Raw genomic sequence first — 19273 nt, forward strand, 5'->3', positions numbered from 1 at the left:
ATCTTTTTTAAAATTGCAGGTTAAAACCTAATGAATACGTTTTTTGTATTGGTAAATTAAGGTTATTAGTTGTAGTCAGGTTATTTTCAGGATCAAATCTTAAAGTATCATCATAAAGATGTGTCCAGATATTATTTCCTTGAACATACACTTCAAATCCTGTCATTCCTGTTCCCTTAAGCATATCAGCATTAAATTTATATCCGATTTTAATATTGCTTAATCTTAAATAATCTGTTTTTGATAAATATCTTGTAGATATTCTATTAGATAAACTAGAATTATTATAGACAGGTTTTGGATTTGCCGCATTAGGATTCTCAGGTGTCCAGAAATCCAGCTGATCCGTACTACCAACATAGTTGTAGCTATACTGTCCATCAGACTGTGTATAATTCGCCCAATCGTTAATAACCTTACCGCCAAAGCCGAATGTTGCTAACGCTTCTAAACTGAAGCCTTTGTACGCTACCCTTGTATTAACTCCACCATAATATTTAGCAAAATTACTGCCTTGTACAGCTAACTGAGCATCATTATAATTGGAAGTAGTTTCGCCGTCAACTCCATTTTTGTACCATAAAGCGTTACCATTTGAAGCATCTACCCCAGCCCATTTTCTCATATAATATGTTCCTACAGATTCACCTTCTCTAAGAATAGTGGAGCCGGAAATTATATCTTGTCCTCCATATAATGAAGTAATCTCATTCTTTAATGTGCTGAAGTTACCACCTAATGACCAATAGAAATTATCATTATTAAAGATTTCTCCATTCACAGCAAATTCAAATCCTTTGTTAACTAAAGAACCAATATTTCTGTCATAAGAAGCTAAACCTTGTGCTAAAGAAAGTGGTTGAGCAAATACAAGATCTTTGGTTTCTTTATTGTAATATTCAACAGTGAATGTTAATCTGTTTTTGAATAATCCCGCATCGATTCCAACACTTAAAGGGTTAATAGTCTCCCATTTTAAATCAGGATTATAAACACCACCATAAGTAGCTGCTGCCAAGTCATTATAGTTTGTAGTAAATGCATACAATGAATAAGGGCTACTCGAGATCTGATTTCCTACTTTACCATAAGAAGCTCTTAATTTGAATAGCGAAATTTCATTAAGATCTTTCACAAAATTTATTCTTGCTAAATCTACAGCAAGTCCAACTGAGTAAAAATTGCCCCATTTCTGATCTGTTGTAAAATTAGAAAGAGCATCCCTTCTGTACGCTGCATCAACAGTTATCAATCTGTCAAAATTATAGTTTACAGTAGCAGCATAACCAGTTCTTGAACTTCTCCCTCTTTCTCCTAAGAATGAAGCTGGTTTTACGAAGTTACTTAATGATTCTAGCGTTGGAGAACCTACAGAAGTAGCACCCGCTCCCACAGCATGATTCTGTCTTTGATACGCTTCCTGAATTAAACGCAAATCAAAGTTATTTTTATCACCGACTTTGAAGTTGTAACTTAAGATATTCTGTAAATTCCAGTTGAAGAATCTTTCAATAGATTCTGTTTTTCTACCATTTACCTGATATCCATCTCCGTGGATAGGATTCAGATATGTATTATTTTCAACATTCAGGAATTCTCCACCTAAAACAAATCTGTAATTTAAGTTCTTTAAAATTTTGTAATCTGCATTTACATTTGCAAATACTCTTGCCGTTTCTGCTCTGTAATAATTGTTTTCTGCAAGGTAAGCATTGTTGAACAAGTTATTGCTTAATCTCCCGTTAACTCCAAGATAGTAAGTTCCGTCTGTATTATAAGCAGGATCCGTAGGTCTTGCAAATAATTCAGTTAAAATAGGATTTGAGAATGCCCCACCATTGTTAAGTGTATTAATTTTACTATATGCCAATTGAATATCTGATCCTATTTTCAATCTGTCAGAAGCATCATAATTCACTTTACTTGTGAATGCCATTCTCTTAAAATCAGAACCTTTGATTTCACTTTCTTGTAAAAAATAACTAGCTGAATTATAGTAAGTAACCTTATCATTCCCTCCACTGATGGAAGCATTGATAGATTGCTGGTATGCAGATCTGCTTAAAACTTTTCTCCAATCTGTATTGTTAGAAGTTGTGTATATATTTTGCAAATCAGCATTAATATTTCCGGCAATAGCTTCTTGCACAAATTCTTCAGGACTAATATTGAAGTAGTTTCCAAATGTATGTGATAATAAATATCTGTATTGCTCAGTATTTAATCCTCTCTGCCCTTCAATTGCTCTGGAATTGGTACCATGTTCAAAATTAATATTAATTTTTGGTTTTCCTTTTTTACCGGATTTTGTAGTAATAATAACTACACCGGCTCCGGCATCAGCTCCATAAACAGCTGTTGAAGCAGCATCCTTAAGTACGGTCATACTTTCAATATCATCCGTATTTAAATTAGCTAAAGCATTAGCAGTGATTGCTCCTCTCGTTAAGTCTCCAGAAGTGACTCTTACACCATCAATAATATAAATAGGATTTACTCCTCCATTAACTGATGAAATACCTCTTACTCTCACACTTGCAAATCCACCAGGTTGCCCTGAAGCATTTCCTGTCTGCACTCCAGATACTCTTCCTTGTAACATCTTATCCACTGATGCAACAGGTACATTTTCAATAGCATCAGATTTAATGGTACCTACAGCTCCTGTTAGTTCCGTAACCGTCTTTTTCTGTCCAAAACCAACCATTACAACCTCTTCAATCTGCTGCTCTTTTACAGTATCATTCTTTGCTTTTTGTGCTAAAACCGTTTGTCCTCCTATAAAAAACATAACGCCAGCACTTAATACACGTAATTTCACATTCATATTAACAAATTTTAATATTTTTAAAAAAAGTAAACAAATATGTTAATAAATTTTAACACAGACAATTTTTATGTTTCACATTTTATCAAAATAATATTGTTATCATGACATAGATACAATTGATTTAACGAATTTTTTATACTAAAATAATAATGATTAATATTTTTAAGTGACAAATACTGCTGAATGAAAAATTTTAACACACATTAGTTAAATGTTAAAATTTTATTTAGAATTATTATAAATTTAATTACTAATAAAAAAACCCGCTTTATAAAAAGCGGGTTAATCATAGTTATACACTATATATATTACTTCAATTTCTTCTTCACTGCAACTTCCTCATACACCTCAAGGATATCACCAATTTCAATATCATTGTAACCTTTAAGGTTCAAACCACATTCGTAGCCTTTGGTAACTTCTTTTACGTCGTCTTTGAAACGTTTTAAGCTTTCAAGTTCTCCTTCGAATTTAACGATACCATCTCTCAATAGACGTATTTTTGATTGTCTTGTAACCTTACCGGTAAGAACCATACAACCTGCGATTGTTCCTACTTTTGAAATTTTGAATACTTCACGGATCTCAACATTACCAATCACCTGCTCCTGAATTTCCGGAGAAAGCATTCCCTCCATCGCTTCTTTCACCTCGTCGATCGCTTTGTAGATTACAGAATACGTTCTGATCTCGATTTCTTCACGGTCAGCCAAGTCTTTTGCATTAGCTCCAGCTCTAACGTTGAATCCAATGATAATTGCATCAGATGCTGCGGCGAGGTTGATATCAGATTCTGTGATTTGCCCAACACCTGAGTGGAGAATTTTCACACTAATTTCCTCTGTTGATAATCTCTGTAATTGATCAGAAAGTGCTTCCACAGAACCATCTACGTCACCTTTAAGAATAATATTTAATTCCTTAAATTCACCTAAAGCAATACGTCTTCCCAATTCCTCAAGCGTCGTATGCTTTTTAGTTCTGATTGATAATTCTCTCTGAAGCTGTTCTCTCTTATTAGCAATGGCCTTACCTTCGCTTTCGTCAGCATATACTCTGAATTTATCACCAGCGGTAGGCGCTCCGTCAAGACCTAAAATTGTAGCCGGGATTGACGGTCCTGCTTCTGCAAGATTTTTACCTCTTTCATCAAGTAATGCTTTTACTTTACCATGATTTTTACCAGCAACAACATAGTCTCCAACTTTTAAAGTTCCAGATTGCACCAACATCGTTGCCACATACCCTCTACCTTTATCTAAGGAAGCCTCAATAACAACGCCATTTGCAGAACGTGCAGGATTAGCTTTTAATTCAAGAATTTCTGCCTGTAATAATACTTTTTCCAACAAAAGATCAATATTATTACCCATTTTAGCTGAAATCTCCTGTGCCTGAACATTTCCTCCCCATTCTTCCACTAAAACAGGTGGATTTAAGCCTGATAGTTGCTGACGAATATTATCCGGATTTGCATTTGGTTTATCAACCTTGTTGATCGCAATAATCATCGGCACTTGTGCAGCCTGAGCGTGAGCAATCGCTTCTTTTGTCTGAGGCATTACATCATCATCCGCAGCAATTACAATAATTGCAATATCGGTGATTTGTGCACCTCTAGCTCTCATCGCGGTAAAGGCTTCGTGACCAGGCGTATCTAAGAATGTAATTCTCTGACCATTTTCCAGTTTCACGTTATAAGCACCAATGTGCTGGGTAATTCCTCCGGATTCACCTGCAATAACGTTCGTTTTTCTGATGTAATCCAGTAATGATGTTTTACCGTGGTCAACGTGACCCATTACGGTAACTACTGGTGCTCTTGAAACTAAATTTTCTTCATTATCAATTTCATCTTCAGTTTCAGTTTCTTCAAGATCTGCATCAGAGAATTCAATTTTATACCCAAATTCATCAGCTACTAATAACAAGGTGTCTGCTTCCAGTCTTTGGTTCATAGTAACCATTACACCTAATGAGAAGCAAGCTGAAATTACTTCTGTAGGAGATACATTCATTAAACTCGCCAATTCACCTACTGTGATGAATTCCGTTACTTTTAATGTTCTGTCTGCCGCATCAATTTCCTGCTGACGTTCATCCTGCTCTCTACGGAAGTTTCTCTTATCTTTTCTATGTTTCGCAGATTTTGATTTCCCCCCTTTATTGGTTAATTTTTCAAGAGTTTCCTTGATTTGATTTTTCACCTGCTCATCCGTAAGCTCAACAGGCATTGTTCTTTGCCCAGGTCTGTTGTTTCCAAATCGGTTTCCACCTTGTCCTGGAGGACGATTACCCTGTCCAGGAGGACGATTACCCTGATTATTGTTTCCAAAACGGTTTCCACCTTGGCCACCCTGACCCTGAGGACGGTTTTGACCTCCCTGATTATTGTTTCCAAATCGGTTTCCGCCTTGGCCTTGAGGACGGTTTCCGCCTTGTCCACCCTGACCTTGAGGACGATTTTGACCGCCTTGTTGATTGTTATTTCCTCCCTGTTGGTTCTGGCCTCCAGGCTTTTCAATTCTTTTTCTTTTCTTTTTAGCACCAGCTCCCTGTTTAGGGGCAAACTGTGTTAAATCGATTTTTTCACCAACAATTTTAGGACCGTCAAGTTTTTGGTAAACGGTTTCAATTTTCTGAGGTTCCTGCGATTCTTCTTCCTGTTTTGGAGTTTCTTTTTTCTCTTCTACAGGTTTTGATGGAACTTCTACAGCTGGTTTTGGCGTTTCTTTTACCGCCTGAGCTGTTTTTTCCACAGGTTTCGTTTCTTCTTTTTTATCTTCTGTTTTCGGTTTGTCTTTTTTCACCGGTCTGTTTCTAGACTCGATCTGAGACAAATCTATTTTATCCAGAACTTTGAATTCCTGTTTTTCAGGAGTTGCTTTCACTTCAGGTGCAGCCTCTTCTTTTTTCTCTTCCACCACAGGTTCCGGTTTCGGAGCAGGAGTTTCTTCCACTTCAGGTTTTTTAGGCTCTAAGTCTATTTTACCTAAAATCTTAGTTTCCGGTTTATTAGCTTTAGCTCTTATTACTTCAGGGGTTTTCTTTTCTTCAATTTCCAGTTTTTCTTCCGGAACTTTTGTGATCACCACCTCATGGGAAGCCTTTCGCTGTTCGCCGTCCTTGGCAAACTCAGCCTCCAATGCAGAATATGCCGCTTCTTCCAATTGAGCGTTAGGATTGCTTTCAACCTCAATGCCCTTTGACTGTAAAAATTCTACTAATCTGGACATGGAAATATTGAATTCCTTAACCGCTTTATTTAATCTAATTTTTGGCATCTATATTATTTACTGTTTTTTAATTCTTAAAATTAAAGTATTTCTTTTTTACTGTTTATTAAAATTTAATTAAAATCTTAATCTTCAAATTCTTCTCTCAGAATACGTTTCACTTCTTCAATGGTTTCTTCTTCAAGATCTACCATATTCAATAAACTCTCAGTTTCTTTATCCAGAACCGATTTCGCAGTCGTAAGACCTACTTTCTTGAATTCATCAATAATCCACTGGTCGATGTCATCATTGAATTCTTTCAATTCAACGTCATCATCTTCGCTGGATTCTCTGTGTACATCAATCTCATAACCTGTCAACCAAGAAGCAAGTCTGATATTCTGTCCCTGTTTTCCGATCACTTTCGAGATTTCTTCAACAGGTGTATATACCAAAGCGTATGTACTGTTTTCGTTAATGTCGATTTTATTGATGGTAACATTTCCTAATGCTCTCTTCACTAAAATCTCAGGGTTTTTCGACCACTGAATAACATCAATATTTTCATTTCTCAACTCTCTTACAACGCCATGAATTCTGGATCCTTTCACACCCACACAAGCTCCTACCGGATCAATTCTGTCATCGTAAGCATCTACTGCAATCTTCGCCTTTTCACCAGGAATTCTTACTACCTTTTTCAGCATAATTGTTCCGTCCTGAATTTCGGGAATTTCCAGTTCTAATAATTTCTCAAGGAATTTAGGTGCAGTTCTGGAAATAATGATCTGTGGTTTTGAACCTTTGAAATCTACCGTTTCAACAATAGCTCTGATGTTTTCACCTTTTTTAAAGAAATCGGATGGGATCTGATTTTCTTTAGGCAAGATAAATTCATTTCCTTCATCATCCAATAAAATTACGTGCTTATGGCGAATATGGTGAATTTCTCCGACTACAATTTCCCCGATTCTGTCTTTAAACTGCTCATACAACATCGCGTTGTTGTGTTCCTGCAATTTCGTAGCCAAAATCTGCTTCAGCGTAAGGATATTTCTTCTTCCGAGCTGTGCAACAGGAATTTCCATAGTAAAATCCTCACCTACCTCGAAAGTAGGATCTATTTTTTTAGCTTCAGAGATTTCGATTTCCAGATCATCATCTTCCGACATTTCATCTTCTACAATGGTTTTATTTAAAAATATCTGAAAATCTCCTTTATCAGGGTTTACTATCACATCAAAATGATCGTCTGAATCATATCTTTTTCTCAAAAGAGTTTTCAGTGAATCTTCAATAATCGCCATTAGATCAATCTTACTGATCCCCTTTTCGTCTTTAAAATCACCAAAGGATTCAATCAACGCTATATTGTCCATTTATTCTTTTTCTTTTTAAAATTTAATTGTTACTAATGCTTTTTTAATCTCAGAGTATGGAATTTCCTTCTCCTCCTCCACATCTACTTTTCCTTTACCGATGTCTTTAGGTTTTCGGTAACGAAGTATAAGTGTAATTTTTTCTTCATCTACTTTTGACAACTCGCCTTCAATTTTTGTAGTGTCATTCAACAATACTTCAATTTCTCTTCCGATGTTCTTGGTAAATTGTCTCGGAGTTACCAACGGCTCGCTTAATCCGGCAGACATTACCTGAAGGCTGAAATCATGCTCTTCACGATCCATATTAAATTCTATAGCGCGACTTGCATCCAGACAGTCTTGCAGAGAAACTCCGTTATCACCATCCAAAATCACCGTAATATCATCCCCTGCAGAGATTTTTAGATCTATAAGAAACAGATCTTTTCTTGTCTCCAGGAACTCATTTAATAATTCTTCAATTCTTTTTCTAAACTCCATACGTTATTTAAAATGCTGATTTACCCGTACGAAAAAAGGCTTTCTTCCGAAGGCCTTCCCATGTTTTTCCGTAAATCCACTGCAAATATACAACTTTTTATTAAAAAAGCAAAATAACTTATTATCAACAGGATAAGTTATTTATTATTTAAAAGTTTAGCATGATTGTATTTTTATTACTTTTGTATTAATTTAAAAAACATACATTTTGAATATTACTATTGTAGGAACAGGTTATGTAGGATTAGTCACAGGAACGACTTTAGCAGAACTTGGAAATTCAGTATACTGTGTAGATATTGATGAAAAAAAAGTAGAAGGTATGAAAAACGGCGTAGTTCCCATTTATGAGCCGAACCTTGAAGAAATGTTCCTAAGGAACATACAATCCGAAAGATTATTTTTCACTACCAATTTAAAGGAAGCATTAGACAAAAGTGAGGTGATCTATCTGGCTTTGCCCACACCTCCCGGAGAAGACGGTTCTGCCGATCTTTCTTATGTGCTGAAAGTTGCCAATGATATCGGTGAAATGATGACAGATTATAAGGTTATCGTTAATAAAAGTACGGTTCCGGTAGGTACAGCCGATAAAGTGAGGGAAGTGATCGAGTCCAAGACACAAATTCCATTTGATGTAGTTTCTAATCCGGAATTTTTGAGAGAAGGTTTTGCCGTTGAAGATTCCATGAATCCTTCGAGAGTAGTTGTAGGATCGAGCTCGGAGAAAGCAAAGGAGATTATGGAAAAAATCTACCAGCCTTTTACCAATACCGGAATCCCTATTATTTTCATGGACGAAAAATCTTCCGAGCTTACAAAATATGCGGCAAATTCCTTTCTTGCCGTAAAAATTACCTTTATGAACGAGATTGCCAACTATTGCGAAAAAGTAGGCGCAGATGTAGATAAAGTAAGACTTGGAATGGGTAGCGATGACAGAATTGGACACAGATTTTTATTCCCGGGAATCGGATATGGCGGAAGCTGTTTTCCGAAAGATGTAAAAGCTTTAATAAAATCAGGAAAAAATGATGATTTTGATTTCCGTATTCTGGAAGCTACAGAAAAGATAAATGCTGCGCAAAAAGTAATTTTAGTTCCCGAAATTGAAAAATATTTTGACGGAAACATCGAAGGGAAAACAATTGCAATGTGGGGACTTGCATTTAAAGCAAACACCGATGATATCCGTGAAGCCTCTTCACTTGACAATATCTCTATTTTACTGGAGAAAGGCGCAAAAATTGTAGCGTATGATTCCGTTGCAGAAAATAACGTTAAAAAACTTCTGGGAGATAAAATACAATTTGCCAAAAGCATGTATGAAGCACTGGAAGGCGCAGATGCTTTGTTCATAGCAACAGAATGGCCTGAATTCAAAAATCCTAATTTTGAATTAATGGCTAAAAAAATGAAAAATAAAGCTGTTTTTGACGGAAGAAATATGTACCCTCTGGAAATACCTGAACAAAACGGATTTTACTATAAAAGCATTGGCCGCAGAACTATTGTAAATTAAAGAAAATGAAAAATATAATCATTACAGGTGGTGCAGGATTTATCGGCTCACACGTTGTAAGAGAATTTGTAAAAAATAATCCTGAAAGTACAATCATTAACCTTGATGCACTTACTTATGCAGGAAATCTTGAAAACCTGAAGGACATTGAAAATGAGCCCAACTACGTTTTCGAGAAAGCAGACATTACAAATCCTGAAGAATTAAGAATAATTTTCGAAAAATATAATCCTGATGCGGTCGTACATCTCGCCGCCGAAAGCCATGTCGACAGAAGCATCACGGATCCGATGGCATTTATCAATACGAACGTAAACGGAACTGCCAATCTTTTGAATTTATGTAAAGAATTCTGGACACTCAACCCAGATCATACGCACGGAAGATTTCCTGACGAAAAAAGAAAAAACCTTTTCTATCATATTTCTACCGATGAAGTGTATGGAAGTTTGGGAGAAACAGGATTCTTCCTGGAAACTACAGCCTACGACCCGCAATCTCCGTATTCTGCTTCAAAGGCTGCTTCAGATCACTTGGTAAGGGCTTATGGCAATACTTACGGAATGCCTTTTATCGTATCAAATTGTTCAAATAATTACGGTCCGAATCATTTTCCTGAAAAGTTAATCCCGCTTTGCATTTCAAATATCATTAATGAAAAACCTTTGCCTATTTATGGTGATGGTAAATATACAAGAGACTGGCTTTTTGTAATCGATCACGCAAAAGCAATTCATCAGATTTTTAACGAAGCTAAAACAGGAGAAACCTACAATATCGGAGGATTCAATGAGTGGCAGAATATTGATTTGGTGAAAGAACTTATCAAACAGATGGATGTAAAACTTGGCAGACCTGAAGGATATTCTGAAAAGCTGATTACTTTCGTAAAAGACCGACCTGGCCATGATAAGCGTTATGCCATAGATGCTACCAAACTCAACAAAGATCTCGGATGGAAACCTTCCGTAACTTTTGAACAGGGCCTCGCAAAAACGATTGACTGGTATCTTGAAAACAAAGACTGGTTGGAGAATGTGACAAGCGGAGACTACCAGAAATATTATGCTTCGCAGTATTCAAATGAGACGAATTAAAACGAATTTCACGAATTGATGCCTGAAAAAATTCTTTACAAAGACGAAAGCTATAAAATAATCGGAATTTGTATGGATATTCATAGTACATTAGGAAATGGCTTTGCAGAAGCTGTCTATAGTGAAATTCTTGAAAAGGAATTTATAAAAAATAATATTCCTTATGAGAAAGAAAAGATGCTTAAAATATTTTTTAAAGGAGAAGAATTAAATAAAAGATATAAAGCTGATTATGTGTGTTACAACGAAATTGTAATAGAACTAAAATCAACAACATTTTTACATGAAAATTTTTCCGGACAGCTTCTCAATTATTTGAAAGCAACAAATAAAAAGCTAGGCATTCTTATTAATTTTGGAGAAAAATCTTTAAAATACAAACGTATTATTAATTTATAAACAATACGAAATTTGATAAATTCGAAATATTCGTAAAAATTTGAATAATAATGAAAGGTATCATTTTAGCCGGAGGATCAGGAACCCGACTTTATCCTCTTACAATTGCCGTTAGCAAACAGCTGATGCCAATTTATGACAAGCCAATGATTTATTATCCGCTGTCAACATTATTGTTGGCAGGAATCAAGGATATTTTAATCATTACAACCCCGCACGACCAGGAAGGGTTCATCAAACTTTTGGGTGACGGCTCACAGATAGGCTGTAATATTCAGTATGTTGTTCAGCCAAGTCCGGACGGATTGGCACAGGCATTTATCCTGGGGGATGAATTCATTGGAGACGATGCAGCTGCATTGGTACTGGGTGATAATATTTTCTATGGTTCCGAAATGGGAACATTACTTAAAAATAAAACAAACCCTGAAGGCGGAGTAGTTTTTGCTTACCATGTTTCAGATCCTGAAAGATATGGTGTAGTAGAATTTGATAATGATTTCAAAGCGGTATCCATTGAAGAGAAACCATTGAAACCAAAATCAAATTATGCCGTCCCAGGTTTATATTTTTACGACAATGAAGTTGTAGAAATTGCAAAAAACATTCAGCCTTCTGCAAGAGGAGAACTTGAAATAACCGATGTAAATAACGTTTATCTTCATAAAGGCAAACTGGAAGTGGGCGTTCTCGATAGAGGTACAGCATGGCTGGATACAGGAACTTTTGAATCACTGAATGATGCCTCAGAATTTGTAAGGGTAATTGAAAAAAGACAGGGGTTCAAAATAGGGTGTATTGAAGAAATTGCGTTCAGAAATAAATTCATTAGTGAAGAACAGCTCCTTAAAACTGCTGTAAAATACGGAAAAAGCGGTTACGGCGAGTATCTTAAAAATCTTGTTAAATAAATATATTAACTTAAAAAATAAAACTGACATTCGGCTTGTCAGTTTTTTTATTTGTGTACTGAATATTAATATTGGTTACTAAACTTTTAATTTTTAACTAAATGATAATTTTTTAAGAAAAAAAATATGAAATATTACTAAAATAATATAAATTTGCATAAAACTATACACAGATGAATGAACCACAACAACAGTGGACCGAAATAATTGAAGCCCGGCATTCTTTGTTTGACTTAAAATTAAAAGAGGTATGGAAGTACAAAGATCTCGTTTACATGTTTGTAAAAAGGGATTTCATATCAAGCTTTAAGCAGACAATTTTAGGTCCTGTCTGGTTTTTTATTAACCCGATTTTCACCACCATTACTTATCTTATTGTTTTCGGAAAAATTGCCAATCTTCCTACAGATGGCGCACCACCTTTATTATTTTATCTTTCCGGTGTTACGCTTTGGAATTATTTTTCATCGTGTCTTTTAGGAACCTCTTCTACATTTGTGGGAAATGCCGGTATTTTTGGTAAGGTTTATTTCCCAAGGCTCGTAACTCCTTTATCTATTGTAATTTCTAATCTGATGCGATTCGGGATACAATTTCTTTTATTTTTGATCGCCTGGATGTATTATTTATCTAAAGAAGAAATACAGCCCAACCTATGGATTTTGGCAACCCCATTCTTGATAATTCTTATGGCACTATTCGCCTTGGGAACAGGGATGATTTTTTCTGCCCTTACAACAAAATATAAAGACATGAGCATGCTTTTGGGGTTCGGAGTCAGCTTATATATGTATGCAACGCCAGTCATTTATCCTACTTCAGCATTACCCGGTTTTTTCAAAAACCTTGCTGTTTATAATCCCTTAACAGGAATTTTTGAGTGTTTCAAATACGCATGGCTTGGGATTGGAAAATTCTCGCCTGTCATGCTTATTTTTAGTACAATCATTATCCTTTTACTCCTCATGATTGGTACTCTTACATTCAATAAGGTGGAAAAGACTTTTATGGACACCGTTTAAAGTTTTATTATTTATAAATTCTAAAAGTATGTTGGCTTTAAGAGCAGAAAATATATCAAAACAATACAGATTAGGACAGGTAGGCACCGGAACCCTATCTCATGATCTCAACAGATTCTGGCACAAAATGCGCGGAAAAGAAGATCCGTATCTGAAAATTGGCGAAGCTAATGACCGGACTGTAAAGGGAGAATCTGATTACGTCTGGTCACTCCGTGACATTAATTTTGAAATTAAACAGGGAGATGCTGTAGGAATCATCGGGAGAAACGGAGCAGGAAAGTCTACCCTCCTAAAACTTTTGAGTAAAGTAACAAAACCTTCCACAGGGAAAATTTACACACGAGGAAGAATTGCGTCCTTACTGGAAGTGGGAACGGGTTTCCATCCGGAAATGACAGGAAGAGAAAACGTATTTCTTAACGGAGCCATTCTTGGTATGACCAGAAAAGAAATCAGCAGAAAATTTGATGAAATTGTTGATTTCTCTGGTGTAGAAAGATATATTGACACGCCTGTGAAAAGATATTCGTCAGGAATGTATGTTCGTCTTGCTTTTGCAGTTGCAGCCCACTTGGAATCGGAAATTCTAATCGTAGATGAAGTTTTAGCCGTAGGAGATGCAGATTTCCAGAAAAAATGTCTGGGCAAAATGAATGATGTCACAAAAGGAGACGGACGGACGATTCTTTTCGTAAGCCATAATATGACAGCCATAAAAGAGCTTTGTAATAAGGGAATTCTTTTGAATCAGGGACAATTGGTTTATGAAGGAGATATTATCGATACGGTCGTTGAATATCAGAAAAATTCTGAAATCCAGAACAAATACATTCATGAAGGATCCATTGAAACAGCATTGGGAAATGAGAATATAAAGATTCTTGAATTTTCTGCCAAGGCTACACAGGGAGAATTATTAGATATAAATTCCGGAGTGTCTGTAAAATTAAGATTCTTTAATTATAGGCCTGGAATAAATTTAGACGCAACCTTTGAGCTGAGAACTTATGAAGAAGTGGCTGTTTTTCATACGGGTGTTCTTATCACAACGGATAATGATTCGGAAACTAAAGAATATTGTATTGAATTTGACATTCCGAAGAATTTGCTTAATGCCGGAAATTTTTACTTCAAACTCATTTTTGGTGAAAATCAAAGAATTCCATTGTACACCATATCCAATATAATAGGTTTTGAAGTGGAAAATATTAAGCTTGGAAAAAACATGGAGCTTCTCCCGGGAGTTATAAGACCTGAGTTGGATTTTAAAATCATCAGCTAATGAATAATCCGCAATATTTCTGTTTAGATAAAATTGGTAATTCTTCTCTTGGCTTCATTACCGTGGCCGAAAATATGAAAAATATACCTTTCGAAATCAAGCGTGTGTACTGGACGTATTATACTCCTCAGGATGTGGTAAGAGGAGGCCATGCCCACAAAAGATTAGAGCAGCTCATATTTGCAGTTTCCGGAAGAATTGAATTCAATACCATCAACTTACATGGAATGGAAGAAACATTTGTACTCGATTCTCCTTCAAAAGGATTATATCTGCCAAGACTTATCTGGAGAGATATTAAATTTAGTCATAGCGCTGTTTTATTATGTTTAGCTTCCGAGCTATATGATGAAAGCGACTATTTTAGAAATTATCAGGATTTTAAAAATTATGAATATGAAATTTAATAACAGAAATGTATTTATAAGTGATAAAGCAGTAATAGGCAAAAATGTAAAAATTGGTGACAATACTGTAATCTATGACTATGTAACAATTGGTGATAATTCTATTATTGCTAATGACTGTATTATCGGAGAACCTCTGAATGACTATTATTTCAAAGATGATTATATAAATCCTGAAACCGTCATCGGTGAAAATGCTTTGATAAGAAGCCACACCATACTATATGCAGGTTCGAGATTCGGAAATAATTTCTCCACAGGACATCGTGTTACGGTAAGGGAAAATTCTGTTTTTGGAAATAATTGCAGATTGGGTACGGTTACCGATATACAAGGCTACGTTACTTTTGGTAATAACTGCTGGCTTCACAGCAACGTGCATATCGGCCAAAACTCTACGATTGGAAATTTTGTTTTTATTTACCCATATGTAGTATTTACCAATGATCCCATGCCTCCTTCCGATATGTGTATAGGTCCTGTAATAGGCGACTTTTCCCAGATAGCAGTGGGGTCTGTTTTATTACCTGGAACAACAGTCGGTAAACATTGTTTAGTAGGCGCTCAGTCATTAATAGGAGGAAGCTTTGAAGATTATTCTTTGATAATAGGTAATCCTGGAAAAAAAATCAAAGATGTTCGCGAAATGAAATCAAAAGAAACAGGCAGATCACATTATCCATGGCCTTACAACTTTTCTCGAGGCATGCCTTGGGAAGAAGATGGATTTGATAACTGGAAAAACAAAAACGGATACGAACACGATTAAATTAAGAACTTGGAAGCCAATAAATTCAGATACGATATTTCTTTCTTGCGGGCATTTTCTGTACTCGCGGTTCTTTTTTATCATTATAAATTTCCGTGGTTTAAGTCCGGATTTATTGGTGTTGATATATTCTTTGTCATATCGGGTTATTTAATGACAAAAATTATTTTGTCTTCTTTCGATAAAGGCAACTTTAATCTATGGAACTTTTATAGTAGAAGAGTAATACGCATCATTCCTGCTCTTTTGGCATTAATTATTATCTTTACAATATTAATATTCATTTTTCTACAACCGCAGATTGTATTTTTTTTAAGAAGTGCATTTTCCAGTATTTTATTCTTTTCTAATATTTATTATTACCTCAACAATGGATATTTCGATGCTTCCTCGCAATACAATTTTCTATTACATTCCTGGTCTCTTTCTGTAGAATGGCAGTTTTATTTAATTTATCCTATCATTTTACTTTTATTAAAAAAAATATATAACAACCAGAGAACAAAGTTCACCATAATCTTTTTACTACTGGTGTCGATTTCATTTCTTTCGATGCTTCTACACAATATAAATGATACAGATTTTTCCTTTTATATTTTTTATCCCAGAGCATGGGAAATGATGTTGGGTGGACTTGCTTTTTTATTTGAAGAAAAGTCACAAAAAATTCCGTCAAAAATAAAATTAGTTGTAGCTCTGTTGTGTCTCTCGGTTTTGGGATGCTTCATTTTTCTTTTCTATATTTCTAAGTGGCCATCTTCATATGCTATAATTCCGGTATTTTTTACGGCATTGCTTATCTGTATGAATTATGAGTTCAGGATATATAAAAATAAAGCATCGATCTATCTGGGAAATATTTCTTATTCTCTGTATCTATATCATTGGCCGTTTTATGTATTTCTACTGTTTTTTGAAGTAAATATTAATTTAAAGTATCGTATTTTAACCATATTGCTTTCATTTGTTTTCGCCATACTTTCTTATGAATTTGTAGAAAAAAGAGACTACTCTAAGAAGACTTCGTCTATTTTGGCAATGAGTATGATAGCATTTATCATCTCATTTTCTATTACAAAAATTGATGCAAAAAATTACACCGAAGAATACCAGTTCATAAATGTCGCTTCAAACTATAAGTTCAGTAAAGCCGCTGAAAAACAATACAAGTTTAATGCAAAGCATCTTTTATATAACAAAGATTATCAATCATTTATAAAACATTTAGACATTCCTGTTCCGGATAAAAAAAATATCATTCTTTTAGGAGACAGCCATGCAGGAATGTTTTCCAAAACACTTCACAACATCTTTTCTGGTATAAAAAATTCCAATCTTATCCAAATAACTGCAGATGCTACATATCCCATGGAAAATTCTAAAAGTGCTTACGAAAATCCTGTAAAGTATTTTAATTACGTATTTACACAATACATCCCAAAATATTATAAAAGCATAGATCTTATCATTATTAATGCTAATTATTCGGGGTATTCTGAAGAAGAAATAAAAAAGAATATCCAACTGACCGAAAAATATTATTCAAAATATAATCTTCCAACAATTTATATTGGCATGACAGACATTTATGTAATAGATTATCCTACGTACAATTATATAAAGAAAAAATATAACGCAAATATGTATGTACAGGAAAAAGATATAAAAGAAAATCAAAATTTCAATGTTTTTTTAAAGCGCTATTTAGGCAAAAAATATATAGACTTACTCGATCAAAATATTGAAAAAGTATCTTCAGATAGCTTCCCTTATATGTATGATACCAATCACTTAACACTGTTTGGAACAGAACAATATAAAAATATTTTAACACAAAAAATACATCAGTCCTTAGAGCAGTACTGTAACTACAAATAATAAAAAGATGATTAAATTTTTAGACCTGCAAAAAATTAATTTAACACATCAGGACGAAATAGAAAAAAAACTTTCTCATGTTTTTCGTTCCGGGTGGTATCTTATGGGACAGGAACTTTCGGCTTTTGAAAGCAGTCTTTCTCAATATATAGGAACAAAGCATACTATCGGTGTGGCTAATGGATTAGATGCTTTACGGCTCATACTTCGTGGATATATAGAAATGGGAATTATGCAAAAAGGAGATGAAATTCTCGTACCATCCAATACGTACATAGCTTCTATTCTTGCCATTTCAGACAATGGATTAGTGCCTGTTTTTGTAGAACCAGACATTAATAATTATAATATTGATATTGCGAAAATTGAAGAAAATATTACTTCAAAAACAAAAGGAATTCTTATTGTTCATCTATATGGCCGAACTGTTTTTTCCGATAAGCTTAAAGACTTTGCAGAAAAATATCAGTTAAAAATCATTGAAGACAACGCTCAGGCTATTGGCGCAGAATGGAAAGGTAAAAAAACAGGTAATCTGGGAGATGCCGCTGGTTTTAGCTTTTATCCCGGAAAAAATCTTGGCGCATTGGGAGATGCCGGAGCTGTTACCACCAATGATGAAAATTTAGCAAAAATAATTAGGGCATTAGCCAATTATGGATCCGATCAGAAGTACATTAACATCTATCAGGGACTTAACTCAAGATTAGATGAAATTCAGGCAGCTGTGTTGGGGGTTAAATTAAAATATATTGATGAAGAAAATTCAACCAGAAAAAAAATTGCAAGAAAATATATTTCGAAAATATCAAATCCAAAAATAATTCTTCCACTATTCCCGACTGATGAAAATGAGCATGTCTGGCATTTATTTGTAATCCGAGTACAAAACCGTGAAAAGCTTCAAGAATATCTGACTGAAAATGGCATTCAAACTCTGATACACTATCCCATTCCTCCTCATAAGCAAAAAGCCTATAAAGAGTGGAACAGCTTATCTTTTCCAATAAGTGAAAAGATTCACGAAGAAGTATTAAGCCTGCCTATTTCTCCTGTAATGACCGAAGAAGAAACGGATAAAGTCATAGAAATTGTGAATCGATTTTAAAACTTAATTCTCATAAAAGATAAATTCAAGAAATCATGACCCAGTTGCCACTTGTTTCGATTTTATGTCTTAGTTACAATCAGGAGCGGTTTGTTGTAGAATCTCTGGAAAGTATAAAATTACAGACTTACAGTAATATTGAAATTTTAATCTGCGATGATTTTTCCAAAGATAATTCGGTGAAAGTTATCAACAATTGGATTGAAAATAATCCACAACTAAATATTCAGTTCATTAATCATCTTCAAAATCAAGGTATTTGTAAATCTTTAAACGAGTTGCTTAATCTCTCGAAAGGAAAATATATTATCACCATAGCATTAGATGATTTGATGGAATATGATAAAGTGGAACGACATGTTAACATTCTTGAAAACTCTTCCCAAAATGAAGCTTTGGTATTTTCAAATGCTTACCTAATAGACGATCATTCGGTACGGTTTCAAAATACATTCATTCCCTATTTTCATAAATACTTAAGCATTGAATCCGGAAACTTTTACGAGACTTTGCTTAATGATAATTTCATTCCTGCCATGTCTTGTGTCACGAAATCTTCTATAATAAGGGAAATTGGGGGTTGGGACGAAACATTAACCTTTGAAGATTATGATATGTGGTTGAGGTTAAGTCAAAAATATAATTTCATCTATGATGATTACAAATCATGCAGCTATAGAATACATGCTACAAACTCCCATAAAAAGAAAAATTTTTTAAATGCTTCTTTTTTCGACATTTATTTAAAACACAAAGAACAGCCTGTCATGAAGAAGAAAATATTAAAACTTATACATCAGGCGTATAAAGAAAAAAAACTGACAGAAAGCCACAGAAACTACCTTAAAGAACTTGATAATAAAACGCTTACAGAAAAGTTAATATTAAATAACGCAGGAAATGTCACCTATAATACTTTGCTTTTCTTTCAAAAAATTTATTATAAAAGCTGGTAAGAATATTTA

General features: G+C 34.6%; 15 protein-coding genes. 11 read left to right on the top strand and 4 right to left on the bottom strand.

The annotated features are described in order from the left end of the window. Nucleotides 1-7 precede the first annotated feature (7 nt). From BLR30_RS06675 to rimP, 4 genes are all read right to left on the bottom strand, one after another. Nucleotides 8-2827: a SusC/RagA family TonB-linked outer membrane protein gene (locus tag BLR30_RS06675; protein ID WP_089856347.1), complete on the bottom strand. Its 2820-nt coding sequence runs from the start codon at nucleotides 2825-2827 to the stop codon at nucleotides 8-10. A 311-nt stretch (nucleotides 2828-3138) separates the two neighbouring features. Then, nucleotides 3139-6114 carry a translation initiation factor IF-2 gene (infB, locus tag BLR30_RS06680; RefSeq protein WP_089856350.1) on the bottom strand — a complete coding sequence of 992 codons (2976 nt, stop codon included), beginning with the start codon at nucleotides 6112-6114 and terminating at the stop codon, nucleotides 3139-3141. 77 nt (nucleotides 6115-6191) lie between these two features. Continuing rightward, on the bottom strand, nucleotides 6192-7427 hold the full coding sequence (nusA, locus tag BLR30_RS06685; RefSeq protein ID WP_089856352.1) for a transcription termination factor NusA: 1236 nt from the start codon (nucleotides 7425-7427) through the stop codon (nucleotides 6192-6194). Between the two features lie 15 nt (nucleotides 7428-7442). Then, nucleotides 7443-7910: a ribosome assembly cofactor RimP gene (rimP, locus tag BLR30_RS06690; protein ID WP_089856354.1), complete on the bottom strand. Its 468-nt coding sequence runs from the start codon at nucleotides 7908-7910 to the stop codon at nucleotides 7443-7445. Between the two features lie 208 nt (nucleotides 7911-8118). Here rimP and BLR30_RS06695 point away from each other — a divergent pair, with 208 nt between their 5' ends. The 11 genes from BLR30_RS06695 (at nucleotide 8119) to BLR30_RS06745 (ending at nucleotide 19264) form a co-directional block, all read left to right on the top strand. Next, a complete protein-coding gene (locus BLR30_RS06695; protein WP_089856356.1) occupies nucleotides 8119-9432 on the top strand; it encodes a UDP-glucose dehydrogenase family protein in 1314 nt (437 codons plus the stop codon). Between the two features lie 5 nt (nucleotides 9433-9437). After that, on the top strand, nucleotides 9438-10529 hold the full coding sequence (gene rfbB / locus BLR30_RS06700) for a dTDP-glucose 4,6-dehydratase (RefSeq protein ID WP_089856359.1): 1092 nt from the start codon (nucleotides 9438-9440) through the stop codon (nucleotides 10527-10529). Between the two features lie 18 nt (nucleotides 10530-10547). Next, complete coding sequence (locus BLR30_RS06705; RefSeq protein WP_089856361.1) at nucleotides 10548-10928, top strand: GxxExxY protein; 381 nt, start codon at nucleotides 10548-10550, stop codon at nucleotides 10926-10928. A gap of 50 nt (nucleotides 10929-10978) precedes the next feature. Then, a complete protein-coding gene (gene rfbA / locus BLR30_RS06710; protein ID WP_089856363.1) occupies nucleotides 10979-11839 on the top strand; it encodes a glucose-1-phosphate thymidylyltransferase RfbA in 861 nt (286 codons plus the stop codon). Nucleotides 11840-12012: 173 nt separating this feature from the next. Further along, a complete protein-coding gene (locus BLR30_RS06715; protein ID WP_089856365.1) occupies nucleotides 12013-12861 on the top strand; it encodes an ABC transporter permease in 849 nt (282 codons plus the stop codon). Between the two features lie 28 nt (nucleotides 12862-12889). Continuing rightward, nucleotides 12890-14146 (top strand): ABC transporter ATP-binding protein, encoded by a 1257-nt coding sequence (locus BLR30_RS06720; RefSeq protein ID WP_089856367.1) that lies wholly within the window; start codon nucleotides 12890-12892, stop codon nucleotides 14144-14146. Next, nucleotides 14146-14553, top strand: coding sequence for a sugar 3,4-ketoisomerase (locus tag BLR30_RS06725; protein WP_089856369.1), 408 nt, complete (start codon nucleotides 14146-14148; stop codon nucleotides 14551-14553). Before BLR30_RS06720 ends, BLR30_RS06725 begins: the two co-directional genes overlap by 1 nt. Beyond that, nucleotides 14543-15322 carry an acyltransferase gene (locus tag BLR30_RS06730; RefSeq protein ID WP_089856548.1) on the top strand — a complete coding sequence of 260 codons (780 nt, stop codon included), beginning with the start codon at nucleotides 14543-14545 and terminating at the stop codon, nucleotides 15320-15322. The genes BLR30_RS06725 and BLR30_RS06730 overlap by 11 nt, the downstream gene beginning before the upstream one ends. Before the next feature lie 9 nt (nucleotides 15323-15331). Continuing rightward, entirely contained in the window at nucleotides 15332-17200 is a 1869-nt protein-coding gene (locus BLR30_RS06735) for an acyltransferase family protein (protein ID WP_175443614.1), read from the top strand. Nucleotides 17201-17207: 7 nt separating this feature from the next. Further along, nucleotides 17208-18308 (top strand): DegT/DnrJ/EryC1/StrS family aminotransferase, encoded by a 1101-nt coding sequence (locus tag BLR30_RS06740; protein WP_089856373.1) that lies wholly within the window; start codon nucleotides 17208-17210, stop codon nucleotides 18306-18308. A gap of 35 nt (nucleotides 18309-18343) precedes the next feature. Further along, nucleotides 18344-19264: a glycosyltransferase gene (locus tag BLR30_RS06745; protein ID WP_089856375.1), complete on the top strand. Its 921-nt coding sequence runs from the start codon at nucleotides 18344-18346 to the stop codon at nucleotides 19262-19264. Nucleotides 19265-19273 lie beyond the last annotated feature (9 nt).

The organism is Chryseobacterium taeanense (assembly GCF_900099685.1).
Lineage (GTDB): Bacteria > Bacteroidota > Bacteroidia > Flavobacteriales > Weeksellaceae > Chryseobacterium > Chryseobacterium taeanense.

What these genes read in the sequence shown, in the direction of transcription:
- BLR30_RS06720 (WP_089856367.1), top strand. Translation starts at nt 12,890, where the DNA reads ATGTTGGCTTTAAGAGCAGAAAATATATCAAAACAATACAGATTAGGA.
- rfbA (WP_089856363.1), top strand. Translation starts at nt 10,979, where the DNA reads ATGAAAGGTATCATTTTAGCCGGAGGATCAGGAACCCGACTTTATCCT.
- BLR30_RS06705 (WP_089856361.1), top strand. Translation starts at nt 10,548, where the DNA reads ATGCCTGAAAAAATTCTTTACAAAGACGAAAGCTATAAAATAATCGGA.
- infB (WP_089856350.1), bottom strand. Translation starts at nt 6,114, where the DNA reads ATGCCAAAAATTAGATTAAATAAAGCGGTTAAGGAATTCAATATTTCC.
- nusA (WP_089856352.1), bottom strand. Translation starts at nt 7,427, where the DNA reads ATGGACAATATAGCGTTGATTGAATCCTTTGGTGATTTTAAAGACGAA.
- BLR30_RS06745 (WP_089856375.1), top strand. Translation starts at nt 18,344, where the DNA reads ATGACCCAGTTGCCACTTGTTTCGATTTTATGTCTTAGTTACAATCAG.
- rimP (WP_089856354.1), bottom strand. Translation starts at nt 7,910, where the DNA reads ATGGAGTTTAGAAAAAGAATTGAAGAATTATTAAATGAGTTCCTGGAG.
- BLR30_RS06740 (WP_089856373.1), top strand. Translation starts at nt 17,208, where the DNA reads ATGATTAAATTTTTAGACCTGCAAAAAATTAATTTAACACATCAGGAC.
- BLR30_RS06725 (WP_089856369.1), top strand. Translation starts at nt 14,146, where the DNA reads ATGAATAATCCGCAATATTTCTGTTTAGATAAAATTGGTAATTCTTCT.
- rfbB (WP_089856359.1), top strand. Translation starts at nt 9,438, where the DNA reads ATGAAAAATATAATCATTACAGGTGGTGCAGGATTTATCGGCTCACAC.
- BLR30_RS06715 (WP_089856365.1), top strand. Translation starts at nt 12,013, where the DNA reads ATGAATGAACCACAACAACAGTGGACCGAAATAATTGAAGCCCGGCAT.
- BLR30_RS06675 (WP_089856347.1), bottom strand. Translation starts at nt 2,827, where the DNA reads ATGAATGTGAAATTACGTGTATTAAGTGCTGGCGTTATGTTTTTTATA.
- BLR30_RS06730 (WP_089856548.1), top strand. Translation starts at nt 14,543, where the DNA reads ATGAAATTTAATAACAGAAATGTATTTATAAGTGATAAAGCAGTAATA.